The organism is Streptomyces thermovulgaris, from assembly GCF_002155915.1.
Lineage (GTDB): Bacteria > Actinomycetota > Actinomycetes > Streptomycetales > Streptomycetaceae > Streptomyces > Streptomyces thermovulgaris.
In genome coordinates, this window is sequence record NZ_MUME01000268.1 from 1 (window position 1) to 19,303 (window position 19,303).

A 19,303-nucleotide genomic window follows, 5' to 3' on the forward strand; every position below is an offset into this window, starting at 1 on the left:
CACCGCTGCCGCCGTTGCCGAAGACACTGCCGCCGCCGGAACCGCCGGAGCCGCCGCCGGTGACGACGCTCGAGGCCGCGGAGTGGCTCGCGGACTCCGTCGCGGCGGACGCCGGAAGAGCGGCGCCTCCGGTGATCAGAGCGGCCGAGGCGAAGACCATCGCGAGGCGGAATCCCCGCCGCTTGGAGGTGGTGTCCTTGCGCGTACGAGCGTTACGCATCATGTGTTTCTCCTTCTGGATTTTCTGAAATGGTTTTCCGGACCGCCCCGAGATTTCAGGGCGGTGGTCGGCGGGCCGACTCCGACCGGGACCGCCGTGCCGGAACGGCCGGTGGTCCAGTGAGAGGGAGAATCCTCGTCGAGGATGTCCTCCGCACCCTGCGGCCTCATTTCCTTCCCGGTGAGTTCCGCACTTCCATTGAGCTTGATCAAAGAGAAACCGTCACGCTCCGAGGACTCGGGACTTGACGCCGTCGAAGGCATCGACTAAAAGCCCGAGGATCACCTCCGGCCACCCCGACCATGCGAGGCACCGGCAGCCACGACGACAGTCGGGCCATTCCCGAGCAGCCATCAAGTACATGAATTCCAGGCGTTCCTGACGCATCATCCGGACGGCATCGGGCCTGCCGGGACGAGGAACGAGCAGGAGTTCCGTGGCCGCCGCGGACGGCGGCGCCGACAGCGGCGCGGACGGCGGCGCGGACGGTGAGAACCGAGCAAGACCCCAAGTGCTGCCGCGCATGAGCACGTTCGTTCCTCCCGCGCACGTCCTCAGAGGCGGGAGAAGGATTCGACACACCCCGAGCGGGCGCATGCACGCCCCTCGGACGGACGGCCCCCCTCCTCCGTTCCGCACCTGCCGCCCGCGGCACGGAACCACGCGCAACGGCCCGCCCCCGAATTTCCTGCAGACACACAAAAGCCCGGCTGGGCATTTCCGCCCAGCCGGGCCGTTGACTCTCCGCTCTCCGCGGGAAATCAGGTCAGAACGTTCCCGCTCCCATTTCCGTTCCCGTTGCCGTTGACGGTGTTGTTGTCCCCGATGACGATGACGATGACGGAGCCGTTGTTGCTGCCATTTGCGGCACCCTGCTGACGGCCATAGTCATACTTGTCGTACTTGTTGTGCTTCTTATGCTTTCCATGGCCGTGCTTGCCGTACTTGCCATGACCGCCGTGACCGCCATGACCGCCGTGACCACCACCGTGACCCCCGTGCCCGCCGTAGGCGACTGCGGCCGCGGCCGCGGTCCCGGTGGGCGGCGTCGCCGGAGCAGCGAACGCACTGGTGGGCACCAATGCACCCCCTGCGGCCAGAGCGGTCGAGGCAGTGGCCATCACAAGGCGCTGCTTCCACGAAGTACGAGGCATGTGGGGTCTCCTCCAGTGAGAAAGGTCGGGGGTGCTGAACGGCCCTGTCGGTTCACGGGCCCTTCTCCGGCGGGACACATGTCCCGTACGGAGGACCAGCCGCTCTGCATGGGCCCATGTCTCAAGTAGGCCCTGCCGGGACTCGTCGCGTCATGCCGCTGAAACTCGGGGCTTGACAGCCTGCGGCGATCCCGGTAACCGCCGTGAACGACGCACCCGGCCTGCGGCACCGGCCCCGGCACGGTCGACCACATCCGCCAGGCCGTCGACGGCACCCTGCCGGTCACCGCCCCGGATCGCCCCTGAAGAACCCGGATCATCCCTGGAGAAGAGGAGAACCCGGAAGACGGAAAGGGACCGGACCTCGCGGTCCGGTCCCCGACCCGGAGTTCTCCGCCCTGCCCGGCGGCTCGGCCGGTCAGGGAGCGGGCGTCAGACGTTGAAGCGGAACTCCACCACGTCCCCGTCCTGCATCACATAGTCCTTGCCCTCCATGCGGGCCTTGCCCCGGGCGCGGGCCTCGGCGACCGAGCCGGCCTCGACGAGGTCCTCGAAGGAGATGACCTCGGCCTTGATGAAGCCCTTCTGGAAGTCGGTGTGGATGACACCGGCGGCCTCGGGGGCGGTGGCGCCCTTCTTGATGGTCCAGGCGCGGGCCTCCTTGGGGCCGGCCGTCAGATAGGTCTGCAGACCGAGGGTGTCGAAGCCGACGCGGGCCAGGGTGGCCAGGCCCGGCTCGTCCTGGCCGACGGACTGCAGGAGCTCCAGGGCCTCCTCCTCGTCGAGCTCGGCCAGGTCGGCCTCCAGCTTGGCGTTGAGGAAGATCGCCTCGGCGGGGGCGACCAGGGCCCGCTGCTCGTTCTTGAAGTCCTCGTCGACCAGTTCCTCCTCGTCGACGTTGAAGACGTAGAGGAAGGGCTTGGTGGTCAGCAGGTGCAGGTCGTGCAGGAGCGCGGCGCGCTCGGTGCCCTGGACGATGCCGTGCGCGAAGAGGGTGTCGCCCTTCTCCAGGATCTCCTTGGCCTCCTCGACGGCCTTGGCCTTCGGAGCCACGTCCTTCTTGACCCGGGCCTCCTTCTGGAGCCGGGGCAGGACCTTCTCGATGGTCTGGAGGTCGGCGAGGATCAGCTCGGTGTTGATCGTCTCGATGTCGTCCTTGGGCGAGACCCTGCCGTCGACGTGGACGACGTTCTCGTCCTTGAAGGCTCGGATGACCTGGCAGATCGCGTCCGACTCGCGGATGTGCGCCAGGAACTTGTTGCCCAGGCCCTCGCCCTCACTGGCGCCGCGCACAATGCCGGCGATGTCCACGAAGTCGACGGTCGCCGGGACGATCCGCTCCGACTTGAAGATCGAGGCGAGCTTGGCGAGCCGCTCGTCCGGGACGCCGACGACGCCCACGTTCGGCTCGATCGTGGCGAACGGGTAGTTGGCCGCGAGCACGTCGTTCTTGGTCAGGGCGTTGAAGAGGGTCGACTTGCCGACATTCGGCAGACCGACGATTCCGATCGTGAGCGACACGTTTACGACTTCCCGTACGTGAGGAGACTTAAGGGCCAGGCGGCCGATCCACCAGTCTACGGCGTGTCGCGGTCCGGCCCGGAGACGGTCCGGACGCCGGGCCGGGATGCGGGGCCCGGCGTGTCAAACGGCCTATTCGACACATAAACAGACCTAGGTTGGTCCAGTGGAGCACTACGGGGCGCGACGCCGGCAGCACGGACCACGGCACGACAGACCGCCGATCCCCGCGGCACGGCGGGCGTCGGCGGTGCGGCCTCCGCCGGTGCCCACCAGGCCGGCCGCGGCCCGCGTCCCGCGGCGGCGGCCCGCTCCGCGGCTGACGGGCCTGGGCGCCGGGCTGTTCTGCGGGGCCGCCATGCTCCTGCTGGGCCTTGCCGACCTGCTGCTCCTCGACGGATCCCCGCTCGCGTACGGCGTGCTGTTCCTGCCGGTGTGCGCGCTGACCGCGCTGTGGGTGCGCCGGGGCGATCTGCTGACCGCGCCCGTCGTGGCGCCGATCGGGTTCACCGTGGGGCTGCTGCCGGTGGTCGACGGGGGCGGGGGGCTTATCGGCAGGCTGCCGGGGCTGGTGACCGTGCTCGCCACCCAGGCGCCGTGGCTGTACGCGGGGACCCTGCTCGCGGGAGTCCTGGCGCTGGTGCGGCGGCGGGCGGCGGTGCGGAGCCGCGCACGGCCGTGAGGCCGTGCGGCGGCACCTCGCCGTCCTGCCGTCGAGGTGCCCGGGCGCCTCTCACCGTCCCCGGGCGTTCCGCCGTCCCGGCCGTGCCGCTCAGGCCGTACTGCTCAGCCGTGCTGCTCCGCCGCGTGCATCGCCGCGCCCACGATGCCCGCGTTGTTCTGCAGCTGGGCGGGAACGATCTCCGCCTTGATGCCCTTGATGTGGGGCAGGAACTTGTGGGCCTTGCGGCTGACGCCGCCGCCGATGATGAACAGCTCGGGGCTGAAGAGCATCTCGACGTGGGCGAGGTACTTCTGGACCCGGCGCGACCAGCGTTCCCAGTTCAGGCCCTGGTCCTCCTTGACCTTGCTGGAGGCCCGCTTCTCCGCCTCGTGGCCGTTCAGCTCCAGGTGGCCCAGCTCGGTGTTGGGGACCAGGACACCGTCGACGAAGACGGCGCTGCCGATGCCGGTGCCGAAGGTCAGCAGAATGACCGTGCCCTTGCGGCCCCGGCCGGCGCCGAAGCGCATCTCGGCGACACCGGCCGCGTCGGCGTCGTTGACCACGGTCACCGGCAGACCGCCGAGCCGCTCGCCGAACAGGGCACGGGCGTCGGTGTCGATCCAGCTCTTGTCGACGTTGGCCGCCGTACGGACCGTGGAGCCACCGGTGACGACACCCGGGAACGTCAGTCCGACCGGTCCCGTCCAGCCGAAGTGGTCGATCACCTGCTTGACCCCGTCGGCCACACCGTCGGGCGTCGCCGGGTGCGGGGTGAGCACCTTGTGCCGTTCCTGGGCCAGGTCGCCCCTGTCCAGGTCCACCGGGGCGCCCTTGATCCCGGACCCGCCGATGTCCACGCCGAAGATCTGCATGGCACCACGGTACGTCGTGGAACCGGACGTCACCCCCGTGCTGCGGCGTCCGGCCACCGCTCCCGTCCGTGGTGCCCGGCCGTCACTCCTGCGCCGGGCCCGTCCCTCCGCGCTCGGCGACCAGGGCCGCCGCCTCCGCGCGCAGGTCCCGGCGGAGCTCCTTGGGCAGGGAGAAGGTGATGGACTCCTCGGCCGCCTTGACGATCTCCACGTCCTCGAAGCCGCGCTGGGCGAGCCACTCGAGGACCTGCTCGACCAGGACCTCCGGCACCGAGGCGCCCGAGGTCAGGCCGACCGTGGAGACGCCCTCCAGCCAGGCCTCGTCGATCTCGTCGGCGAAGTCCACGAGGTGGGCCTGGGCCGCGCCCGCCTGCTTGGCGACCTCCACCAGCCGCTTGGAGTTGGAGGAGTTGCGGGAGCCGACCACGATGACCAGGTCCGCCTGGGCGCCCATCTGCTTCACGGCGAGCTGCCGGTTCTGCGTGGCGTAGCAGATGTCGTCGCTGGGCGGGGAGACCAGCTGCGGGAACCTCTTCTTGAGCGCGCCGACCGTCTCCATGGTCTCGTCGACCGAGAGCGTGGTCTGCGACAGCCACACGACCTTGGAGGGGTCGCGGACCTCGACCTTGTCGACGTCCTCGGGGCCGTCGACGAGCTGGATGTGGTCCGGGGCCTCGCCGGTGGTGCCGATGACCTCCTCGTGGCCCTCGTGCCCGATCAGGAGGATGTCGTAGTCCTGCTTGGCGAACCGGACGGCCTCCTTGTGGACCTTGGTCACCAGCGGGCAGGTCGCGTCGATGGTGGCCAGACGCCCGCGCTTGGCCTCCTCGTGCACGGAGGGGGCCACGCCGTGGGCCGAGAACATCACGATGTTGCCCGGCGGCACCTCCTCCGTCCGCTCGACGAAGATCGCGCCCTTCTTCTCCAGGGTCTGGACGACGTACTTGTTGTGCACGATTTCGTGCCGGACGTACACGGGAGCTCCGTACTGCTCCAGTGCCTTCTCGACAGCGAGCACGGCGCGATCCACCCCCGCGCAGTAGCCCCGGGGGGCGGCGAGCAGGACGCGGCGGCCAGACGAAGCAGTCATGGCCCCCATGGTAAGGCCGAACCCCGGCCCGAAGATCGCAGCCGGGGACGGGGCCGGGCGGGCGGGGGCTTGCGCACGGCGCGCGCCACGCGCGGAACCCGTGGAACGCGCGCAATCGGACGGGCCGGACCGGACGCTTTGTCGGTGAGGGCGGATACGCTCGCGGACATGGCTGTTTCCACGTCGCCCGATGCCCCGCTGCCCGTCGGCGAGGTGTCGCGGCTGATCGGGGGGTGGATCGACCGGCTCGGGGCCGTGTGGGTGGAGGGACAGATCACGCAGCTGTCGCGGCGGCCGGGCGCGGGCGTGGTCTTCCTGACGCTGCGCGACCCGTCGTACGACATCTCCGTCAGCGTGACCTGCTACCGGCACGTGTTCGACACGATCGCCGATGTCGTCGGCGAGGGCGCCCGGGTCGTCGTGCACGCGAAACCCGAGTGGTACGCCCCGCGCGGGCAGCTGTCGCTGCGGGCCGCCGAGATACGGCTCGTGGGGGTCGGGGAGCTGCTGGCCCGGCTGGAGCAGCTGAAGAAGGCGCTCGCGGCGGAGGGGCTGTTCGCGCCCGAGCGGAAGAAACCCCTGCCCTTCCTGCCCCAGCTCGTCGGGCTGGTGTGCGGCCGTGCCTCCGCCGCCGAGCGGGACGTGCTGGAGAACGCCCGGCAGCGCTGGCCCGCCGTCCGCTTCGAGGTGCGCAATGTCGCCGTGCAGGGCGTGCACGCCGTCCCGCAGGTGGTGCAGGCCGTCAAGGAGCTCGACGAGCTCGAGGACGTGGACGTGATCATCGTGGCGCGGGGCGGCGGCAGCGTGGAGGACCTGCTGCCCTTCTCCGACGAGCAGCTCGTCCGCGCGGTCGCCGCCTGCCGTACGCCGGTCGTCTCCGCGATCGGGCACGAGCCGGACACCCCGCTGCTCGACTACGTCGCCGACCTGCGTGCCTCCACCCCGACCGACGCCGCCAAGAAGGTCGTGCCGGACGTCGGCGAGGAGTACGAGCGGGTGCGGCAGCTGCGGGACCGTGCCCGCAGGTGCGTGGAGGCGTTCGTCGAGCGGGAGGAGCGCGGGCTCGCCCATGCGCTCGCCCGGCCCAGTCTCCAGAACCCGCACCGCATGATCGACGAGCGGGAGGAGCACATCGCCTCGCTGCTCGACCGGAGCCGGCGCACCCTGCGGCATCTGCTGGACCGCGCGGACTCCGAGCTGGCGCACACGCACGCGCGGGTGGTGGCCCTCTCCCCCGCCGCGACCCTCCGGCGCGGGTACGCCGTGCTGCAGAAGGCCGACGGGCACGTGGTCCGCGCCCCGGCCGAGGTGACGGAGGGCGAGGCCCTGCGGGCGCGGGTCGCCGAGGGCGAGTTCACGGTCCGTGCCGACGCGGTCGGCACGGAGGACGCAGTCGGCACATAGGACACACAAGGTGGTCGCATGACAGGCAAGGCATCCCCGGCGGACGAGGCGCTCGGCTACGAGCAGGCCCGTGACGAGCTGATCGAGGTCGTCCGGCGCCTGGAGGCGGGCGGCACGAGCCTGGAGGAGTCCCTCGCGCTGTGGGAGCGGGGCGAGGAGCTGGCCAAGGTGTGCCGGCGGTGGCTGGAGGGCGCGCGCGCCCGGCTGGACGCGGCGCTGGCCGAGGAGGCGGAGGAGGCAGAAGAGGACGAGGAGGGGGCACGGACCTCCCAGGAGAAGTAGGCCCTGGAGGAGCAGCCCTCCCTCCGCGGGCCGCCCGGCGGACCGGGTCGCACGGCGGACCGGGCCGGGCCGGGCTCGTAGGGCGGGCCGGACCGCACGACGGCCTGGGCCTCGGACGGCCCGGGCCTCACGGCAGGCCCCGGGTGAGCCCCGGCCGGGGGCTCAGGACGACGCCTTCTCCGCCTCCCTGTCCGTCTCCTTCTCCGGCTTCTCCGGCCCCTCCTCCATCCTCAGGGCCTTCGCCATCGCCGTCAGCCGGTCCCAGGACGCCGTGCCCGTGACCACCGTCGTGGACCCCTCGGTGCCCTCCAGCACGAGCGCGTTGTAACGGCCGCCGGTGTAGCGGGTCCACGTACGGTCGTTGATCTTCTGGGTGACCTCCGTGGCGTGCCCGCCCTGACTGGCGTCCTCGATGAAGTCCTTGCGGTCCGCGGCGGACTGCTCGATCGCCACGTATTGACCGTCGGGATCCTGGAAACCCAGGTGCCAGTGGTCCTTCTCATGGGGACGGAAGCGGACCGAGGTGGGCTTCCAGCTGTCGGGCAGCCCCTCGGGCGCGGCCACCGGGTACGGCGCCGCACGGCGTGCCGTGGCCAGTTCGACGCTGTAGTCGACGCGCTTGAGGTCGGGCGGACCGCCTCCGTGCGGGATGAAGAGGTAGATGACTCCCGCCGCGAGCCCGATCACGGCCAGGGAGAGCAGCATGTCCCGGACCGTCTTCTGCTTGCTGTTCGCACTTGCCACGTCTCCATCGTCCCAGGCGCTCGATCCGCTCATTCGTGGGGTCCCCTGCTCATTTTGAGCACTCGACGTTAGAGTCGAACCACACCCTCATCCGGCCGTCGACGTATCAGAAAGGTGCGCACCGATGACCGAGAACCATCATTTGCCGTCCGAGCTGGAGGTTCCCTCCGAGGCGCCCGACCGGAACATCGCTCTGGAACTCGTTCGGGTGACCGAGGCCGCGGCGATGGCCGCGGGCCGCTGGGTCGGACGCGGTGACAAGAACGGAGCCGACGGCGCCGCGGTGCGCGCCATGCGCACGCTCGTCTCCACCGTGTCGATGAACGGCGTCGTCGTCATCGGCGAGGGCGAGAAGGACGAGGCCCCGATGCTCTTCAACGGCGAGCGCGTCGGCGACGGCACCGGGCCCGAGGTCGACATCGCCGTCGACCCGATCGACGGCACCACGCTGACCGCCAAGGGCATGCCGAACGCGATCTCGGTCCTCGCGGCCGCCGAGCGGGGCGCGATGTTCGACCCGTCCGCCGTGTTCTACATGGACAAGCTGGTCACCGGGCCGGAGGCGGCCGACTTCGTCGACATCGACGCGCCGGTGTCGGTGAACATCAAACGGGTCGCCAAGGCCAAGCGGGGCGCGCCCGAGGACGTCACCGTGGTCATCCTCGACCGTCCGCGGCACGAGGGGATCATCAAGGAGATCCGGGAGGCGGGCGCCCGGATCAAGCTGATCTCCGACGGTGATGTGGCCGGTTCGATCCTGGCACTGCGCGACGGAACCGGCATCGACCTGCTGCTCGGCATCGGCGGTACGCCCGAGGGCATCATCTCGGCCTGCGCCGCGAAGTGCCTGGGCGGAACGATCCAGGGCAAGCTGTGGCCCCGGGACGACGAGGAGCGGCAGCGGGCGATCGACGCCGGGCACGACCTCGACCGCGTCCTGACCACGGACGACCTGGTCGCCGGCGAGAACGTCTTCTTCGTCGCCACCGGCATCACCGACGGCGAGCTGCTGCGCGGTGTGCGCTACCGCTCGGAGACGGCGACGACCGACTCGATCGTCATGCGCTCCAAGTCCGGCACGGTCCGCCGGATCGACTCCGAGCACCGGCTGAGCAAGCTGCGCGCCTACAGCGCGATCGACTTCGACCGCGCGAAGTAGCCGAGGCGGCACCGCGTACGCGACGGCATTCCCCATGAGGCGCCCCCGGTGCGGCGGGGGCGCCTCACGCATGTGCCGGGGAACGCTCGAGGAGTCCGGTGCCTAGCCGGCTGCCGCTATGCGCCCCGTGGCACGGGTCGCCTTCTTCATCTCCAGGTCGCGGCGGCGGCGCCGGGCCAGGACGACACGGCGCTCGGCGGCGGTGAGACCGCCCCAGACGCCGTAGGGTTCGGGCTGCAGCAGCGCGTGCTCGCGGCACTCGACCATGACCGGGCAGCGGGCGCAGACCCGCTTGGCCGCTTCCTCACGCGACAGCCGGGCGGCGGTGGGCTCCTTGGAGGGCGCGAAGAACAGTCCGGCCTCGTCGCGCCGGCACACCGCCTCGGTGTGCCAGGGCACGTCCTGGTCCCTGTTGCGCGCTGGCACCCGCTGGGCCGGAATGGCAGCTACCTGCAGGGACGAATGCGGCGGTTGCAGCACGGTCTTCTCCTGACGACGGCTTCGCGGGATGGAGGAGTGCTCCGAGAGACGATGCAGCAAGGTCTACCCGCTGTGCGCGCGCCTATGCACTGAGTTCCGGACCGTGCGGTCGGTCGGGGATGTCTCAGAGGTGTTTGCGCAGATGCTTCTCGGCCTTGCGCTGCACCCGGTCGAGGATGTCGGCGACGAGCCTGCCCCGCTTGGGCCGCGCTTCGACATTGCCCAGGACCGCCCAGCCGTCGATGTAGACGACGGGCGCCTCGGAGTCGGCCGCGTCCAGGGGGCGCACCTCGAAGTTGCCGAGGACGCCGCCGCCGGTGCCGCGCAGCGACACGTTCTCCGGGACGCGGATCTGCACGTCGCCGAAGACCGAGACGGCCTTGATCACCACCTGCTGGTACTCGAAGATCGCCTCGCTGAGGTCGATCTCCACATTGCCGAAGACCGCGTACGCGTGCAGCCGGCGTCCGGGGCGCCAGCGGCCCTTGCGCGTGGCCGCGCTGAACACCGCCACCACGTTCTCGTCGGCGACGGGAGGTATCGCGCCGGCCACCGGGCGGTGGGGTGCAAAGGTGTGCTCCGAGGTGCTGCGCCCCTGGTGGGCGGCGGGCAGGTCCTTGATGAAGACCTCCAGCTCACCGACCGTCTTGGCGTTCAGCACCCCCTCCACTCGCTCGGCGTGCTCCTCGGCGGTCAGACGGCCCTCGGCCAGGGCCTCGCGCAGAATGTCGGCGACACGGTCACGGTCGGCGTCCGAGGCGCGCAGCTCGGCGACGGGTGCGGGGGCCGCGGCCGCGCGCGGTTCGTTCCGCTTCTGAAGGTCCACCTGCTTCTCAAGGTCCACGGCAGCAGGGTACCCAAACGCGATAGATCGCGACTAGGGTCGAGGGCGAACGGATCGCGCCGGACCGGCACCGGGCGGCAACTGAGCCGGACCTCACAGGTCCACCGTCCGCGGCAGGTCCTACGCTGGTGCTGCCCGCCGGCACAGGCGGGCAGCCGTCTGTCGAGTGAGGAATGGGCTGCGATGCCGGAGTTCGCGTACACCGATCTGCTCCCGCAGGGTGAGGACACCACCCCGTACCGGCTGGTGACGTCCGAGGGCGTCTCCACCGTCGAGGGGCCCGACGGGCGTACGTTCCTCAAGGTCGAGCCGGAGGCGCTGCGCAGGCTGGCCGAGGAGGCCATCCGCGACATCCAGCACTATCTGCGCCCGGCCCACCTCGCCCAGCTGCGCCGCATCATCGACGACCCCGAGGCGTCGGCGAACGACAAGTTCGTCGCCCTGGACCTGCTCAAGAACGCCAACATCGCCGCCGCGGGCGTGCTGCCCATGTGCCAGGACACCGGTACGGCGATCGTGATGGGCAAGCGCGGGCAGAACGTGCTCACGGAGGGCGAGGACGAGAAGGCCCTCTCCCGGGGCATCTACGACGCCTACACCAAGCTGAATCTGCGCTACTCGCAGATGGCCCCGCTCACCATGTGGGAGGAGAGGAACACCGGCAACAACCTCCCCGCCCAGATCGAGCTGTACGCGACGGACGGCGACACCTACAAGTTCCTGTTCATGGCCAAGGGCGGCGGCTCGGCCAACAAGTCCTTCCTGTACCAGGAGACGAAGGCCGTCCTGAACGAGGCCTCCATGATGAAGTTCCTGGAGGAGAAGATCCGTTCGCTGGGCACGGCCGCCTGCCCGCCGTACCACCTGGCGATCGTGGTCGGCGGCACCTCCGCGGAGTTCGCGCTCAAGACCGCCAAGTACGCCTCCGCGCACTACCTGGACAACATGCCCACCGAAGGCTCTCCTCTCGGTCACGGCTTCCGGGACAAGGAGATGGAGGAGAAGGTCTTCGAGCTGACGCAGAGGATCGGCATCGGGGCGCAGTTCGGCGGCAAGTACTTCTGCCACGACGTGCGGGTGATCCGTCTGCCGCGGCACGGCGCGTCCTGCCCGGTCGCGATCGCGGTGTCCTGCTCGGCGGACCGGCAGGCGCTGGCGAAGATCACGCCCGAGGGCGTGTTCCTGGAGCAGCTGGAGAAGGACCCGGCGCGGTTCCTGCCGGACACCACCGAGGAGCAGCTGTCCGACGACGACGTGGTCAGGATCGACCTGAACCGTCCGATGGACGAGATCCTCGCGGAGCTGACCAAGTACCCCGTGAAGACCCGGCTGTCGCTGACCGGTCCGCTGGTCGTGGCGCGGGACATCGCCCACGCGAAGATCAAGGAGCGGCTGGACGCGGGCGAGGAGATGCCGCAGTACCTCAAGGACCACCCGGTGTACTACGCCGGGCCGGCGAAGACCCCCGAGGGCTACGCCTCGGGCTCGTTCGGTCCGACCACGGCCGGGCGGATGGACTCCTACGTCGAGCAGTTCCAGGCGGCGGGGGGTTCGAAGGTGATGCTGGCCAAGGGGAACCGGAGCAAGCAGGTCACGGACGCCTGCGCCAAGTACGGCGGCTTCTACCTGGGGTCCATCGGCGGTCCCGCGGCCCGTCTGGCCCAGGACTGCATCAAGAAGGTGGAGGTGCTGGAGTACGAGGAACTCGGCATGGAGGCGGTCTGGAAGATCGAGGTGGAGGACTTCCCGGCGTTCATCGTCGTCGACGACAAGGGGAACGACTTCTTCACCGACCCGTCGCCGCAGCCGACGTTCACGTCGATCCCGGTGCGGGGTCCGGGGCTGGAGTGACGGGGAGTCCGGCCGAAGGGCCCGGAAGACCCGGAAGACCCGGAAGCCCCTGAAGCCCGGAAGAGGGCTCCTGTTCCGAGGCCCCGCCCGTGCGTCCCGGCGGGGTTCCGCCCCTGATGTCCCGGCACCCTGCCGGGAGGTCGGGGGCGGAGCCGTTCCGGCCGGCGGCAGGGGCCCGGGAGCGCAGCCCCGTGGACGAGCCGGAGACACCAGGGACGAGCCGGGGCGGGGAACCGGAGGCACGAAAGAACGCAGAACGGCGGACACGGGCCGGAAGTCCTCCGTTCGGTGTACCCGGCGGAACATCCGCACCCCTCTCCCACGCTGTACCCGGCATGAGCGAATACCGCATCGAGCGCGACTCCATGGGTGAGGTCCGGGTCCCCGTCCACGCCAAGTGGCGGGCCCAGACACAGCGTGCCCTCGAGAACTTCCCCGTCTCCGGGCAGCGGATCGAACGGGCGCACATCGCGGCGCTGGCCCGGATCAAGGGCGCCGCGGCCAAGGTCAACGCGGAACTCGGGGTGCTCGACAGGGACGTCGCCGAGGCGATCCAGGAGGCGGCGGCGGAGGTCGCCGAGGGCAAGTGGGACGAGCACTTCCCGGTCGACGTGTTCCAGACCGGCTCCGGGACCTCCTCCAACATGAACGCCAACGAGGTCATCGCCACCCTCGCGAGCGAGCGGCTCGGACGGGACGTCCACCCCAACGACCACGTCAACGCGTCGCAGTCGTCCAACGACGTCTTCCCCTCCTCCCTCCACATCGCCGCCACCGCCGCCGTCCTCCACGACCTGATCCCCGCCCTGGACCACCTCGCCCGGGCCCTTGCCCGCAAGTCCGAGGAGTTCGCCGATGTGGTGAAGTCCGGGCGGACGCACCTGATGGACGCCACACCCGTGACCCTCGGTCAGGAGTTCGCCGGGTACGCCGCCCAGGTGCGGTACGGGATCGAGCGGCTGAACGCCTCCCTGCCCCGGCTGGCCGAGCTGCCGCTCGGCGGGACCGCCGTGGGGACCGGGATCAACACCCCGCCCGGGTTCTCCGCCGCCGTCATCCGGGAGGTCGCCCGTGTCACCGGGCTTCCGCTCACCGAGGCCCGCGACCACTTCGAGGCGCAGGGCGCCCGGGACGGCATCGTCGAGACCAGCGGGCAGCTGCGCACCATCGCCGTGGGACTGACGAAGATCGCCAACGATCTGCGGTGGATGGCCTCCGGGCCCCGGACCGGGCTCGCCGAGATCTCCCTGCCCGATCTGCAGCCGGGGTCGTCCATCATGCCGGGGAAGGTCAACCCCGTCGTTCCCGAGGCCGTCCTCATGGTCTGCGCCCAGGTCATCGGCAACGACACCACCGTCACCGTCGCCGGGGCCTCCGGGAACTTCGAGCTCAACGTCATGCTCCCGGTCATCGCCAGGAACGTCCTGGAGTCCGTCCGGCTGCTCGCCAACGCCTCGCGGCTGCTCGCCGACCGCACCGTGGACGGGATCGTCGCCCACCGGGAACGCGCCCGGGAGTACGCCGAGTCCTCCCCCTCCATCGTCACCCCGCTCAACCGGTACATCGGGTACGAGGAGGCGGCGAAGGTCGCCAAGAAGGCGCTGGCCGAGCAGAAGACCATCCGTCAGGCCGTCCTCGAGAGCGGGTACGTCGAGCGCGGACAGCTCACGCTCGAACAGCTCGACGAGGCGCTGGACGTCCTGCGGATGACGCGCCCGTGACCTCTCACGCCGGAGCGTGAACCCTTGACTCCCCGGCGGCATCGGATGCCCCGGGCACCTAAAATCTGCCCATGGCAGACGACGGAGCGATCACACGCGCGGTCACGGGCGGTGCGACGACCCGCTGGGCCCCGGGCAGCCAGATTCTGTGGCGGTACCGGGAGAACGGCGGGGCACGCTTCCACATCGTGCGCCCCGTCACCGTCGTACGGGACGACCCGGACCTGCTCGCCGTGTGGATGGCGCCCGGCACCGAGTGCGTCAAACCCGTGCTCGCCGACGGCACCCCCGTGCATCTGGAGCCGCTCGCGTCGCGCTACACCAAGCCGCGGACCGTGCGGCGCGACCGCTGGTCCGGCACCGGTGTGCTGAAGCTGGCCCGGCCGGACGAGCCCTGGTCGGTGTGGCTGTTCTGGGAGCCGGGCTGGCGGTTCAAGAACTGGTACGTCAACCTGGAGGAACCCCGCTCCCGTTGGGCGGGCGGGGTCGACTCCGAGGACTACTTTCTGGACATTTCCGTGCGCCCGGACCGCAGTTGGCGCTGGCACGACGAGGACGAGTTCGCGCAGGCACAGCACGACGGGCTGGTGGACGCCGAGCTCGCCGAGCGGGTCAGGGCCGCCGGCCGGGAAGCGGTGGAGGTGATCCGCGCCTGGCGGTCTCCGTTCTGCGAGTCCTGGCAGAACTGGCGCCCGGACCCCGCCTGGACGGTACCGTCGCTTCCGGACGACTGGGACCGTACGCCCGCGCACACGGCCCCATGAGGCCCTTGATGCGCCCCCGGTTCGAAAACGTAGGATCGTCCTCCGCAACATTCGGAACAATCGAACGAGGATCAGGAGCAACTCCCGGACCGCTGGCCGGGACTGACGGAACGTCACCGAGGGGCGGCAGGACGTGAGCGAGGTGTACGACGGCAACACCCGTGCGGGCCACGGACGGTTCGCCGGTGGCACAGAAACAGCCTCTGACCACGCCGGAAATCCGTTCCTGGGGCATGTATTCCGGGTATCGGGTCTTCGGCGGGACGAACCGCGCGCCCGGCGCGCGGCCCCGGACGGATGGATTCGACACGCGTGACGGAGCACCCGACCTCCTTCGACCACTCCCAGACGGGCACCGGCCCCACGGACGCCCATGGGGCACTCCTGCACACCTCCGCCCCCTCGGGGGCCTCGGCGTTACCGCAACAGTCCCGCGCCGCCGGCTCCGAGCACTCCCAGTCCCTGTCCGCCGAGCCCGGCGCACACCGCCCGCGTCCCGCTCCGGAGGGCATCCCGGCCCAGCCGGACGCGGCGACGAGGGCCGCAGAGGCGACGGCCACGGAGGCGATGGCCGTGGAACCCACGACAACCGAGGCCACGACAGCTGAGGCCATGACGACCGAAACCGTGACAGCCGAGGCGGAGCCGGCCGAGGGCGCGACGCCCGACGCCGAGACCGGAACAGACGCAGGCACGCCCCATGGAACCGACGGCGGCGGGACACCCGGCGTCGCGTCCGCCCGCACGGACGCCGAGGCGCCCCGGGCGGCGGGCGCGCCCGGCGGCCAGGGCCGCAGATCCCGGCGCGGCCTGCCCCCCGGCGGCAAGGAGCGCCGTACCGGCCGGGGACTGCCGCCCGGACGCCCCACGCCCATGCGGCGGGACGGGGACCGGCTGCGGTTCGTGGGGGCGGCCACGCGGCGGATCGCCCGCGGCATGGACCTCGACGAGATCGTCATGGGTCTGTGCCGGGCCACCGTGCCGACCTTCTCCGACGCGATCCTCGTCTATCTGCGCGAGCCCCTGCCGGTGGGCGACGAGCGGCCCACGGGTCCGCTCATGCTGCGGCTGCGCCGTACCGACCGGATCCCGGTGGAGCGCGGCGCCGACGGCGTGTACGTGCCCCCGCCGGTGCCGGAGCAGCCCGCGGAGCTGTCGGCGGTGAGCAGCGAGCTGTGCGAGGTGCGGCCGGGCAGCGCGCTGGGCGAGGTGCTGCGGGGCGTACGGCCGGTGTTCACGGACACGGAGGCCTCCCGGACGGCTCTCGCCGAACTCCTCGGCAAACGCTCCGGGCTGACGCTGCCCGACGGCCGGCGCACCATCCTCGCCCCGCTGCGCGGCCGGCGCCGTGTCATCGGTGCCGCGCTGTTCCTGCGCCGTCCGGAGCGCCATGCGTTCGAGCCCGACGACCTGCTGGTCGCCGCGCAGCTCGCCACGCACAGCGCGCTGGGCATCGACAAGGCGGTGCTGTACGGCCGTGAGGCGTACATCGCCGACGAGTTGCAGCGCACGATGCTGCCCGAGACGCTGCCCCACCCCACGGGTGTGCGGCTGGCCTCGCGCTATCTGCCCGCCGCGGAGACCGCGCGTGTGGGCGGCGACTGGTACGACGCGATCCCGCTGCCCGGCAGCCGGGTCGCCCTGGTCGTCGGCGACGTCATGGGCCACTCCATGACCTCGGCCGCGATCATGGGGCAGCTGCGGACGACCGCGCAGACCCTGGCCGGCCTCGACCTGCCGCCGCAGGAGGTGCTGCACCACCTCGACGAGCAGGCGCAGCGCCTGGGCACCGACCGCATGGCGACCTGCCTGTACGCCGTCTACGACCCGGTCAACCACCGCATCACCGTCGCCAACGCCGGTCATCCGCCTCCGGTGCTGCTGTACCTGGGCGGCCGGGCGGAGGTGCTCCAGGTGCCGGCGGGCGCGCCGATCGGGGTCGGCGGGGTCGACTTCGAGGCCGTGGAGCTGGACGCCCCGGCCGGAGCGACCCTGTTCCTCTACACCGACGGCCTGGTCGAGTCACGGCTGAGGGACGTGTGGACGGGCATAGAGCAGCTGCGCGAGAGGATCCAGGCGACCGCGCAGCTCACCGGCCCCGACCATCCGCCGCCGCTCGAGGCCCTGTGCGACGAGGTCCTGGACATGCTGGGCCCGGGCGACCGGGACGACGACATCGCGCTGCTCGCCGCCCGCTTCGACGGGATCGCGCCGAGCGACGTGGTGTGCTGGTCCCTGGACCCGGAGGACGCCGCCCCCGGCCAGGCCCGCCGTCTGGTCCGCCGGACGCTGGAGCGCTGGGACCTGCCGGAGCTCACCGACTCCGTGGAGCTGCTGGTCAGCGAGGTCGTCACCAACGCCGTGCGCTACGCCTCCCGCCCGGTCACCCTCCGTCTGCTGCGCACCGACGTGCTGCGCTGCGAGGTCGGCGACGACGTGCCGCAGCTGCCGCGCATGCGCCAGGCCCGTGTCACGGACGAGGAGGGCCGTGGGCTGTATCTGGTGAACAAGATGGCCCGGCGCTGGGGCGCGACCCGGCTGAGCACGGGCAAGGTGGTCTGGTTCGAGATGAACCGGAGCTGACGGGAGCCGAACGGGAATCAGGCCACGGGTCCGGGCCGGTACCGGGCCGGACCCGTGGCCTGAGCCGGCGGACGTGCGAGGGGGCGCCCGGCCGCAGGGCCGGGCGCCCCCTCGCGTCGCTCACTGGTCGCCGGGATCGAGCGGGTTGCCGGGGACCTCCTCCGTCGGCGTCTCGCTCGGCGGCGCGCTGCTCGTCGTCTGCGACGGCGTGCTCGGTGTCTGCGACGGCGTCTCGCTCGGCGGGGTGCTGCTCGGCGTCTCGGACACCGGCGGCTCACTGGTGGTGGGCGTCTCCGAGGGCGTCTCGCTCGGCGACTCGCTGGCCGAGGGGGTCTGCGAGGGCCGGACCGCGGCTCCCTGCTTGGTGTCCAGGTCGAACCTGCTGACCTCGTCCATCACGCTGAAGGTGTACGTGGCCCAGATCTGGGCCGGGAAGCCGCCTCCGTTGACGCGCGGCACGCCGAGCGCCCCGTACAGCGGGACGTGCTTGCCGTTCTGCTTCACGTCCTCGCCGAACAGGCCCACCGCGGTGGCCAGCTCAGGCGTGTAGCCGACGAACCAGGCCGACTTGTTCTCGTCGGACGTCCCCGTCTTGCCCGCCACCTGCTGGCCGCGGCGCAGCGGGTTGTCGCGCACCGACTTCCGGGCCGTGCCGTCGTCGACCACACCGGTCAGGACCGAGGTGACCGTGTCGGCGGCCTCGCGGCTGATGACCTGTTCGCCGATCGGGTCGGGCATCTCGATCGTGCGGCCCCGCTGCTCGGCCGACTTGACGATGCTCGGGGTGACCTTCCTGCCGTGGTTGGCGAGGGTGGCGTAGACCCCGGCCATCTCCAGGGGGCTCGCGCCCATGGAGCCCAGCGTCTGGGCGGGCACCGCCTGCATGCCCTCGGTGTCCATGCCCAGCTGCTTGGCGGTGTCCATCACCCTGGTCATCCCCACGTCCACGCCCATCTGGGCGAAGACGGAGTTGACGGACTGGTTCATCGCCTTCTGGACGGTGATCGGCCCGTAGTCGACCTCGTCCTCGTTCGGCGGGCCGAAGCCGACCTTCCTGCCGCCGTCCACGACCTGGCGCCCGCTGGTGCCGTCGTAGATCGTGCTCGCCGTGATCGGCTGGCCCTCCTGGGTCCTGGCGTCGTGCTCCAGGGCCGCGGCCAGGATGACCGGCTTGAACGTGGAGGCGGGCTGGTAGTCCCGGCGGGTGGCGTTGCTGAGCCAGTGCTTGAAGTAGTCCTCGCCGCCGTACAGGGCGACGATCTTCCCGGTCTTCACGTCGACGGAGACGGCACCGGCCTGGACGTGTCCGTCGACCTTGCGCCGGTCCGGGTCCAGTCTGCCGGTCAGCTCCGTCTCGACCGCCTTCTCCAGCGCGGCCTGCTTCTTGCTGTCGATGTTCAGGGTGATGTTCCAGCCCTGGGCCTCGACCGCCTGCTCCGCCTCGGCCCGGGTCAGGCCCTGCTCCTTCATCAGCTGCTGCGCGAGCTGCCGGTTGGCGAGCGTGATCAGGTAGCCCTTCTGGCCCTCCTGCCCGGGAGTGGGCCGGGGTTCCTCGGGCACGGGGAACTTCATGTCCCGCCGCTTGCCGGCGTCCAGCCAGTTCTGCTCGACCATGTTGTCGAGCACGTAGTTCCAGCGGTTCTTGACGAGCTTCCTGCCGGTGTCGCTCGCGACGGCCCAGTCGTACTGGCTCGGGGCCTGCATCAGGGCGGCGAGATAGGCGCCCTGCTCGACGGTGAGGTCCTTGGCGTCGACGCGGTAGTAGGCCCGGGCGGCGGCCTGGATGCCGTAGGCGCCCCGGCCGTAGTAGCTGGTGTTGATGTACCCGGCGAGGATCTCGTCCTTGGTCATCCTCTGGTCCACCTTCAACGAGATGACCAGCTCCTTCACCTTGCGCGTGATGGTCTGGTCCTGGTTGAGGTAGAAGTTCTTGACGTACTGCTGGGTGAT

16 protein-coding genes and 1 pseudogene are annotated in these 19,303 nt (G+C 70.8%); 8 read left to right on the forward strand and 9 right to left on the reverse strand.

Features of this window, described 5'->3' with window-relative positions; all coding sequences use genetic code 11:
* From CCN35_RS20270 to ychF, 3 genes and pseudogenes are all read right to left on the reverse strand, one after another.
* Positions 1-223, reverse strand: a pseudogene (locus CCN35_RS20270) (hypothetical protein); the annotation flags it as partial.
* A gap of 758 nt (positions 224-981) precedes the next feature.
* Entirely contained in the window at positions 982-1,374 is a 393-nt protein-coding gene (locus CCN35_RS20275; protein ID WP_143631688.1) for a hypothetical protein, read from the reverse strand.
* A 432-nt stretch (positions 1,375-1,806) separates the two neighbouring features.
* Positions 1,807-2,895 carry a redox-regulated ATPase YchF gene (gene ychF / locus CCN35_RS20280; RefSeq protein WP_067397316.1) on the reverse strand — a complete coding sequence of 363 codons (1,089 nt, stop codon included), beginning with the start codon at positions 2,893-2,895 and terminating at the stop codon, positions 1,807-1,809.
* Between the two features lie 265 nt (positions 2,896-3,160).
* Here ychF and CCN35_RS20285 point away from each other — a divergent pair, with 265 nt between their 5' ends.
* Positions 3,161-3,577: a DUF6542 domain-containing protein gene (locus CCN35_RS20285; protein WP_086793824.1), complete on the forward strand. Its 417-nt coding sequence runs from the start codon at positions 3,161-3,163 to the stop codon at positions 3,575-3,577.
* 104 nt (positions 3,578-3,681) lie between these two features.
* Here CCN35_RS20285 and ppgK read toward each other — a convergent pair whose 3' ends face one another.
* Positions 3,682-4,431 carry a polyphosphate--glucose phosphotransferase gene (gene ppgK, locus CCN35_RS20290; protein WP_067397324.1) on the reverse strand — a complete coding sequence of 250 codons (750 nt, stop codon included), beginning with the start codon at positions 4,429-4,431 and terminating at the stop codon, positions 3,682-3,684.
* Positions 4,432-4,513: 82 nt separating this feature from the next.
* Positions 4,514-5,530, reverse strand: a complete 1,017-nt coding sequence (locus CCN35_RS20295) for a 4-hydroxy-3-methylbut-2-enyl diphosphate reductase (protein WP_086793826.1) — start codon at positions 5,528-5,530, stop codon at positions 4,514-4,516.
* Between the two features lie 159 nt (positions 5,531-5,689).
* Here CCN35_RS20295 and xseA point away from each other — a divergent pair, with 159 nt between their 5' ends.
* Together xseA and CCN35_RS20305 are read left to right on the forward strand one after the other, a co-directional pair.
* Complete coding sequence (gene xseA / locus CCN35_RS20300) at positions 5,690-6,925, forward strand: exodeoxyribonuclease VII large subunit (protein ID WP_067397313.1); 1,236 nt, start codon at positions 5,690-5,692, stop codon at positions 6,923-6,925.
* An 18-nt stretch (positions 6,926-6,943) separates the two neighbouring features.
* Positions 6,944-7,207: an exodeoxyribonuclease VII small subunit gene (locus CCN35_RS20305; RefSeq protein ID WP_067397312.1), complete on the forward strand. Its 264-nt coding sequence runs from the start codon at positions 6,944-6,946 to the stop codon at positions 7,205-7,207.
* A gap of 162 nt (positions 7,208-7,369) precedes the next feature.
* On the opposite strand, the gene CCN35_RS20310 is transcribed toward CCN35_RS20305, so the two are convergent.
* Positions 7,370-7,951 carry a DUF4245 domain-containing protein gene (locus CCN35_RS20310; RefSeq protein ID WP_067397311.1) on the reverse strand — a complete coding sequence of 194 codons (582 nt, stop codon included), beginning with the start codon at positions 7,949-7,951 and terminating at the stop codon, positions 7,370-7,372.
* 124 nt (positions 7,952-8,075) lie between these two features.
* Between CCN35_RS20310 and glpX the strand changes: the two genes are divergently transcribed.
* On the forward strand, positions 8,076-9,110 hold the full coding sequence (gene glpX, locus CCN35_RS20315) for a class II fructose-bisphosphatase (RefSeq protein WP_067397310.1): 1,035 nt from the start codon (positions 8,076-8,078) through the stop codon (positions 9,108-9,110).
* A 102-nt stretch (positions 9,111-9,212) separates the two neighbouring features.
* Here glpX and CCN35_RS20320 read toward each other — a convergent pair whose 3' ends face one another.
* Together CCN35_RS20320 and CCN35_RS20325 are read right to left on the reverse strand one after the other, a co-directional pair.
* The gene (locus CCN35_RS20320; protein WP_067397309.1) at positions 9,213-9,590 is read right to left on the reverse strand and encodes a WhiB family transcriptional regulator; all 378 of its coding nucleotides are present in this window, start codon (positions 9,588-9,590) and stop codon (positions 9,213-9,215) included.
* A 124-nt stretch (positions 9,591-9,714) separates the two neighbouring features.
* A complete protein-coding gene (locus CCN35_RS20325; RefSeq protein WP_086793828.1) occupies positions 9,715-10,416 on the reverse strand; it encodes a DUF1707 SHOCT-like domain-containing protein in 702 nt (233 codons plus the stop codon).
* 201 nt (positions 10,417-10,617) lie between these two features.
* Between CCN35_RS20325 and CCN35_RS20330 the strand changes: the two genes are divergently transcribed.
* From CCN35_RS20330 to CCN35_RS20345, 4 genes are all read left to right on the forward strand, one after another.
* The gene (locus CCN35_RS20330) at positions 10,618-12,285 is read left to right on the forward strand and encodes a fumarate hydratase (protein ID WP_067397307.1); all 1,668 of its coding nucleotides are present in this window, start codon (positions 10,618-10,620) and stop codon (positions 12,283-12,285) included.
* A 335-nt stretch (positions 12,286-12,620) separates the two neighbouring features.
* The gene (locus CCN35_RS20335) at positions 12,621-14,006 is read left to right on the forward strand and encodes a class II fumarate hydratase (protein WP_067397306.1); all 1,386 of its coding nucleotides are present in this window, start codon (positions 12,621-12,623) and stop codon (positions 14,004-14,006) included.
* A gap of 71 nt (positions 14,007-14,077) precedes the next feature.
* The gene (fomD, locus tag CCN35_RS20340; protein ID WP_086793830.1) at positions 14,078-14,770 is read left to right on the forward strand and encodes a cytidylyl-2-hydroxypropylphosphonate hydrolase; all 693 of its coding nucleotides are present in this window, start codon (positions 14,078-14,080) and stop codon (positions 14,768-14,770) included.
* 312 nt (positions 14,771-15,082) lie between these two features.
* Positions 15,083-17,353, forward strand: a complete 2,271-nt coding sequence (locus CCN35_RS20345; RefSeq protein WP_086793831.1) for an ATP-binding SpoIIE family protein phosphatase — start codon at positions 15,083-15,085, stop codon at positions 17,351-17,353.
* A 120-nt stretch (positions 17,354-17,473) separates the two neighbouring features.
* Here CCN35_RS20345 and CCN35_RS20350 read toward each other — a convergent pair.
* A partial coding sequence (locus CCN35_RS20350; protein WP_086793833.1) for a transglycosylase domain-containing protein occupies positions 17,474-19,303 on the reverse strand: 1,830 nt, incomplete at its 5' end.

What these genes read in the sequence shown, in the direction of transcription:
- fomD (WP_086793830.1), top strand. Translation starts at nt 14,078, where the DNA reads ATGGCAGACGACGGAGCGATCACACGCGCGGTCACGGGCGGTGCGACG.
- CCN35_RS20295 (WP_086793826.1), bottom strand. Translation starts at nt 5,530, where the DNA reads ATGGGGGCCATGACTGCTTCGTCTGGCCGCCGCGTCCTGCTCGCCGCC.
- CCN35_RS20330 (WP_067397307.1), top strand. Translation starts at nt 10,618, where the DNA reads ATGCCGGAGTTCGCGTACACCGATCTGCTCCCGCAGGGTGAGGACACC.
- CCN35_RS20275 (WP_143631688.1), bottom strand. Translation starts at nt 1,374, where the DNA reads ATGCCTCGTACTTCGTGGAAGCAGCGCCTTGTGATGGCCACTGCCTCG.
- CCN35_RS20335 (WP_067397306.1), top strand. Translation starts at nt 12,621, where the DNA reads ATGAGCGAATACCGCATCGAGCGCGACTCCATGGGTGAGGTCCGGGTC.
- glpX (WP_067397310.1), top strand. Translation starts at nt 8,076, where the DNA reads ATGACCGAGAACCATCATTTGCCGTCCGAGCTGGAGGTTCCCTCCGAG.
- xseA (WP_067397313.1), top strand. Translation starts at nt 5,690, where the DNA reads ATGGCTGTTTCCACGTCGCCCGATGCCCCGCTGCCCGTCGGCGAGGTG.
- ppgK (WP_067397324.1), bottom strand. Translation starts at nt 4,431, where the DNA reads ATGCAGATCTTCGGCGTGGACATCGGCGGGTCCGGGATCAAGGGCGCC.
- CCN35_RS20305 (WP_067397312.1), top strand. Translation starts at nt 6,944, where the DNA reads ATGACAGGCAAGGCATCCCCGGCGGACGAGGCGCTCGGCTACGAGCAG.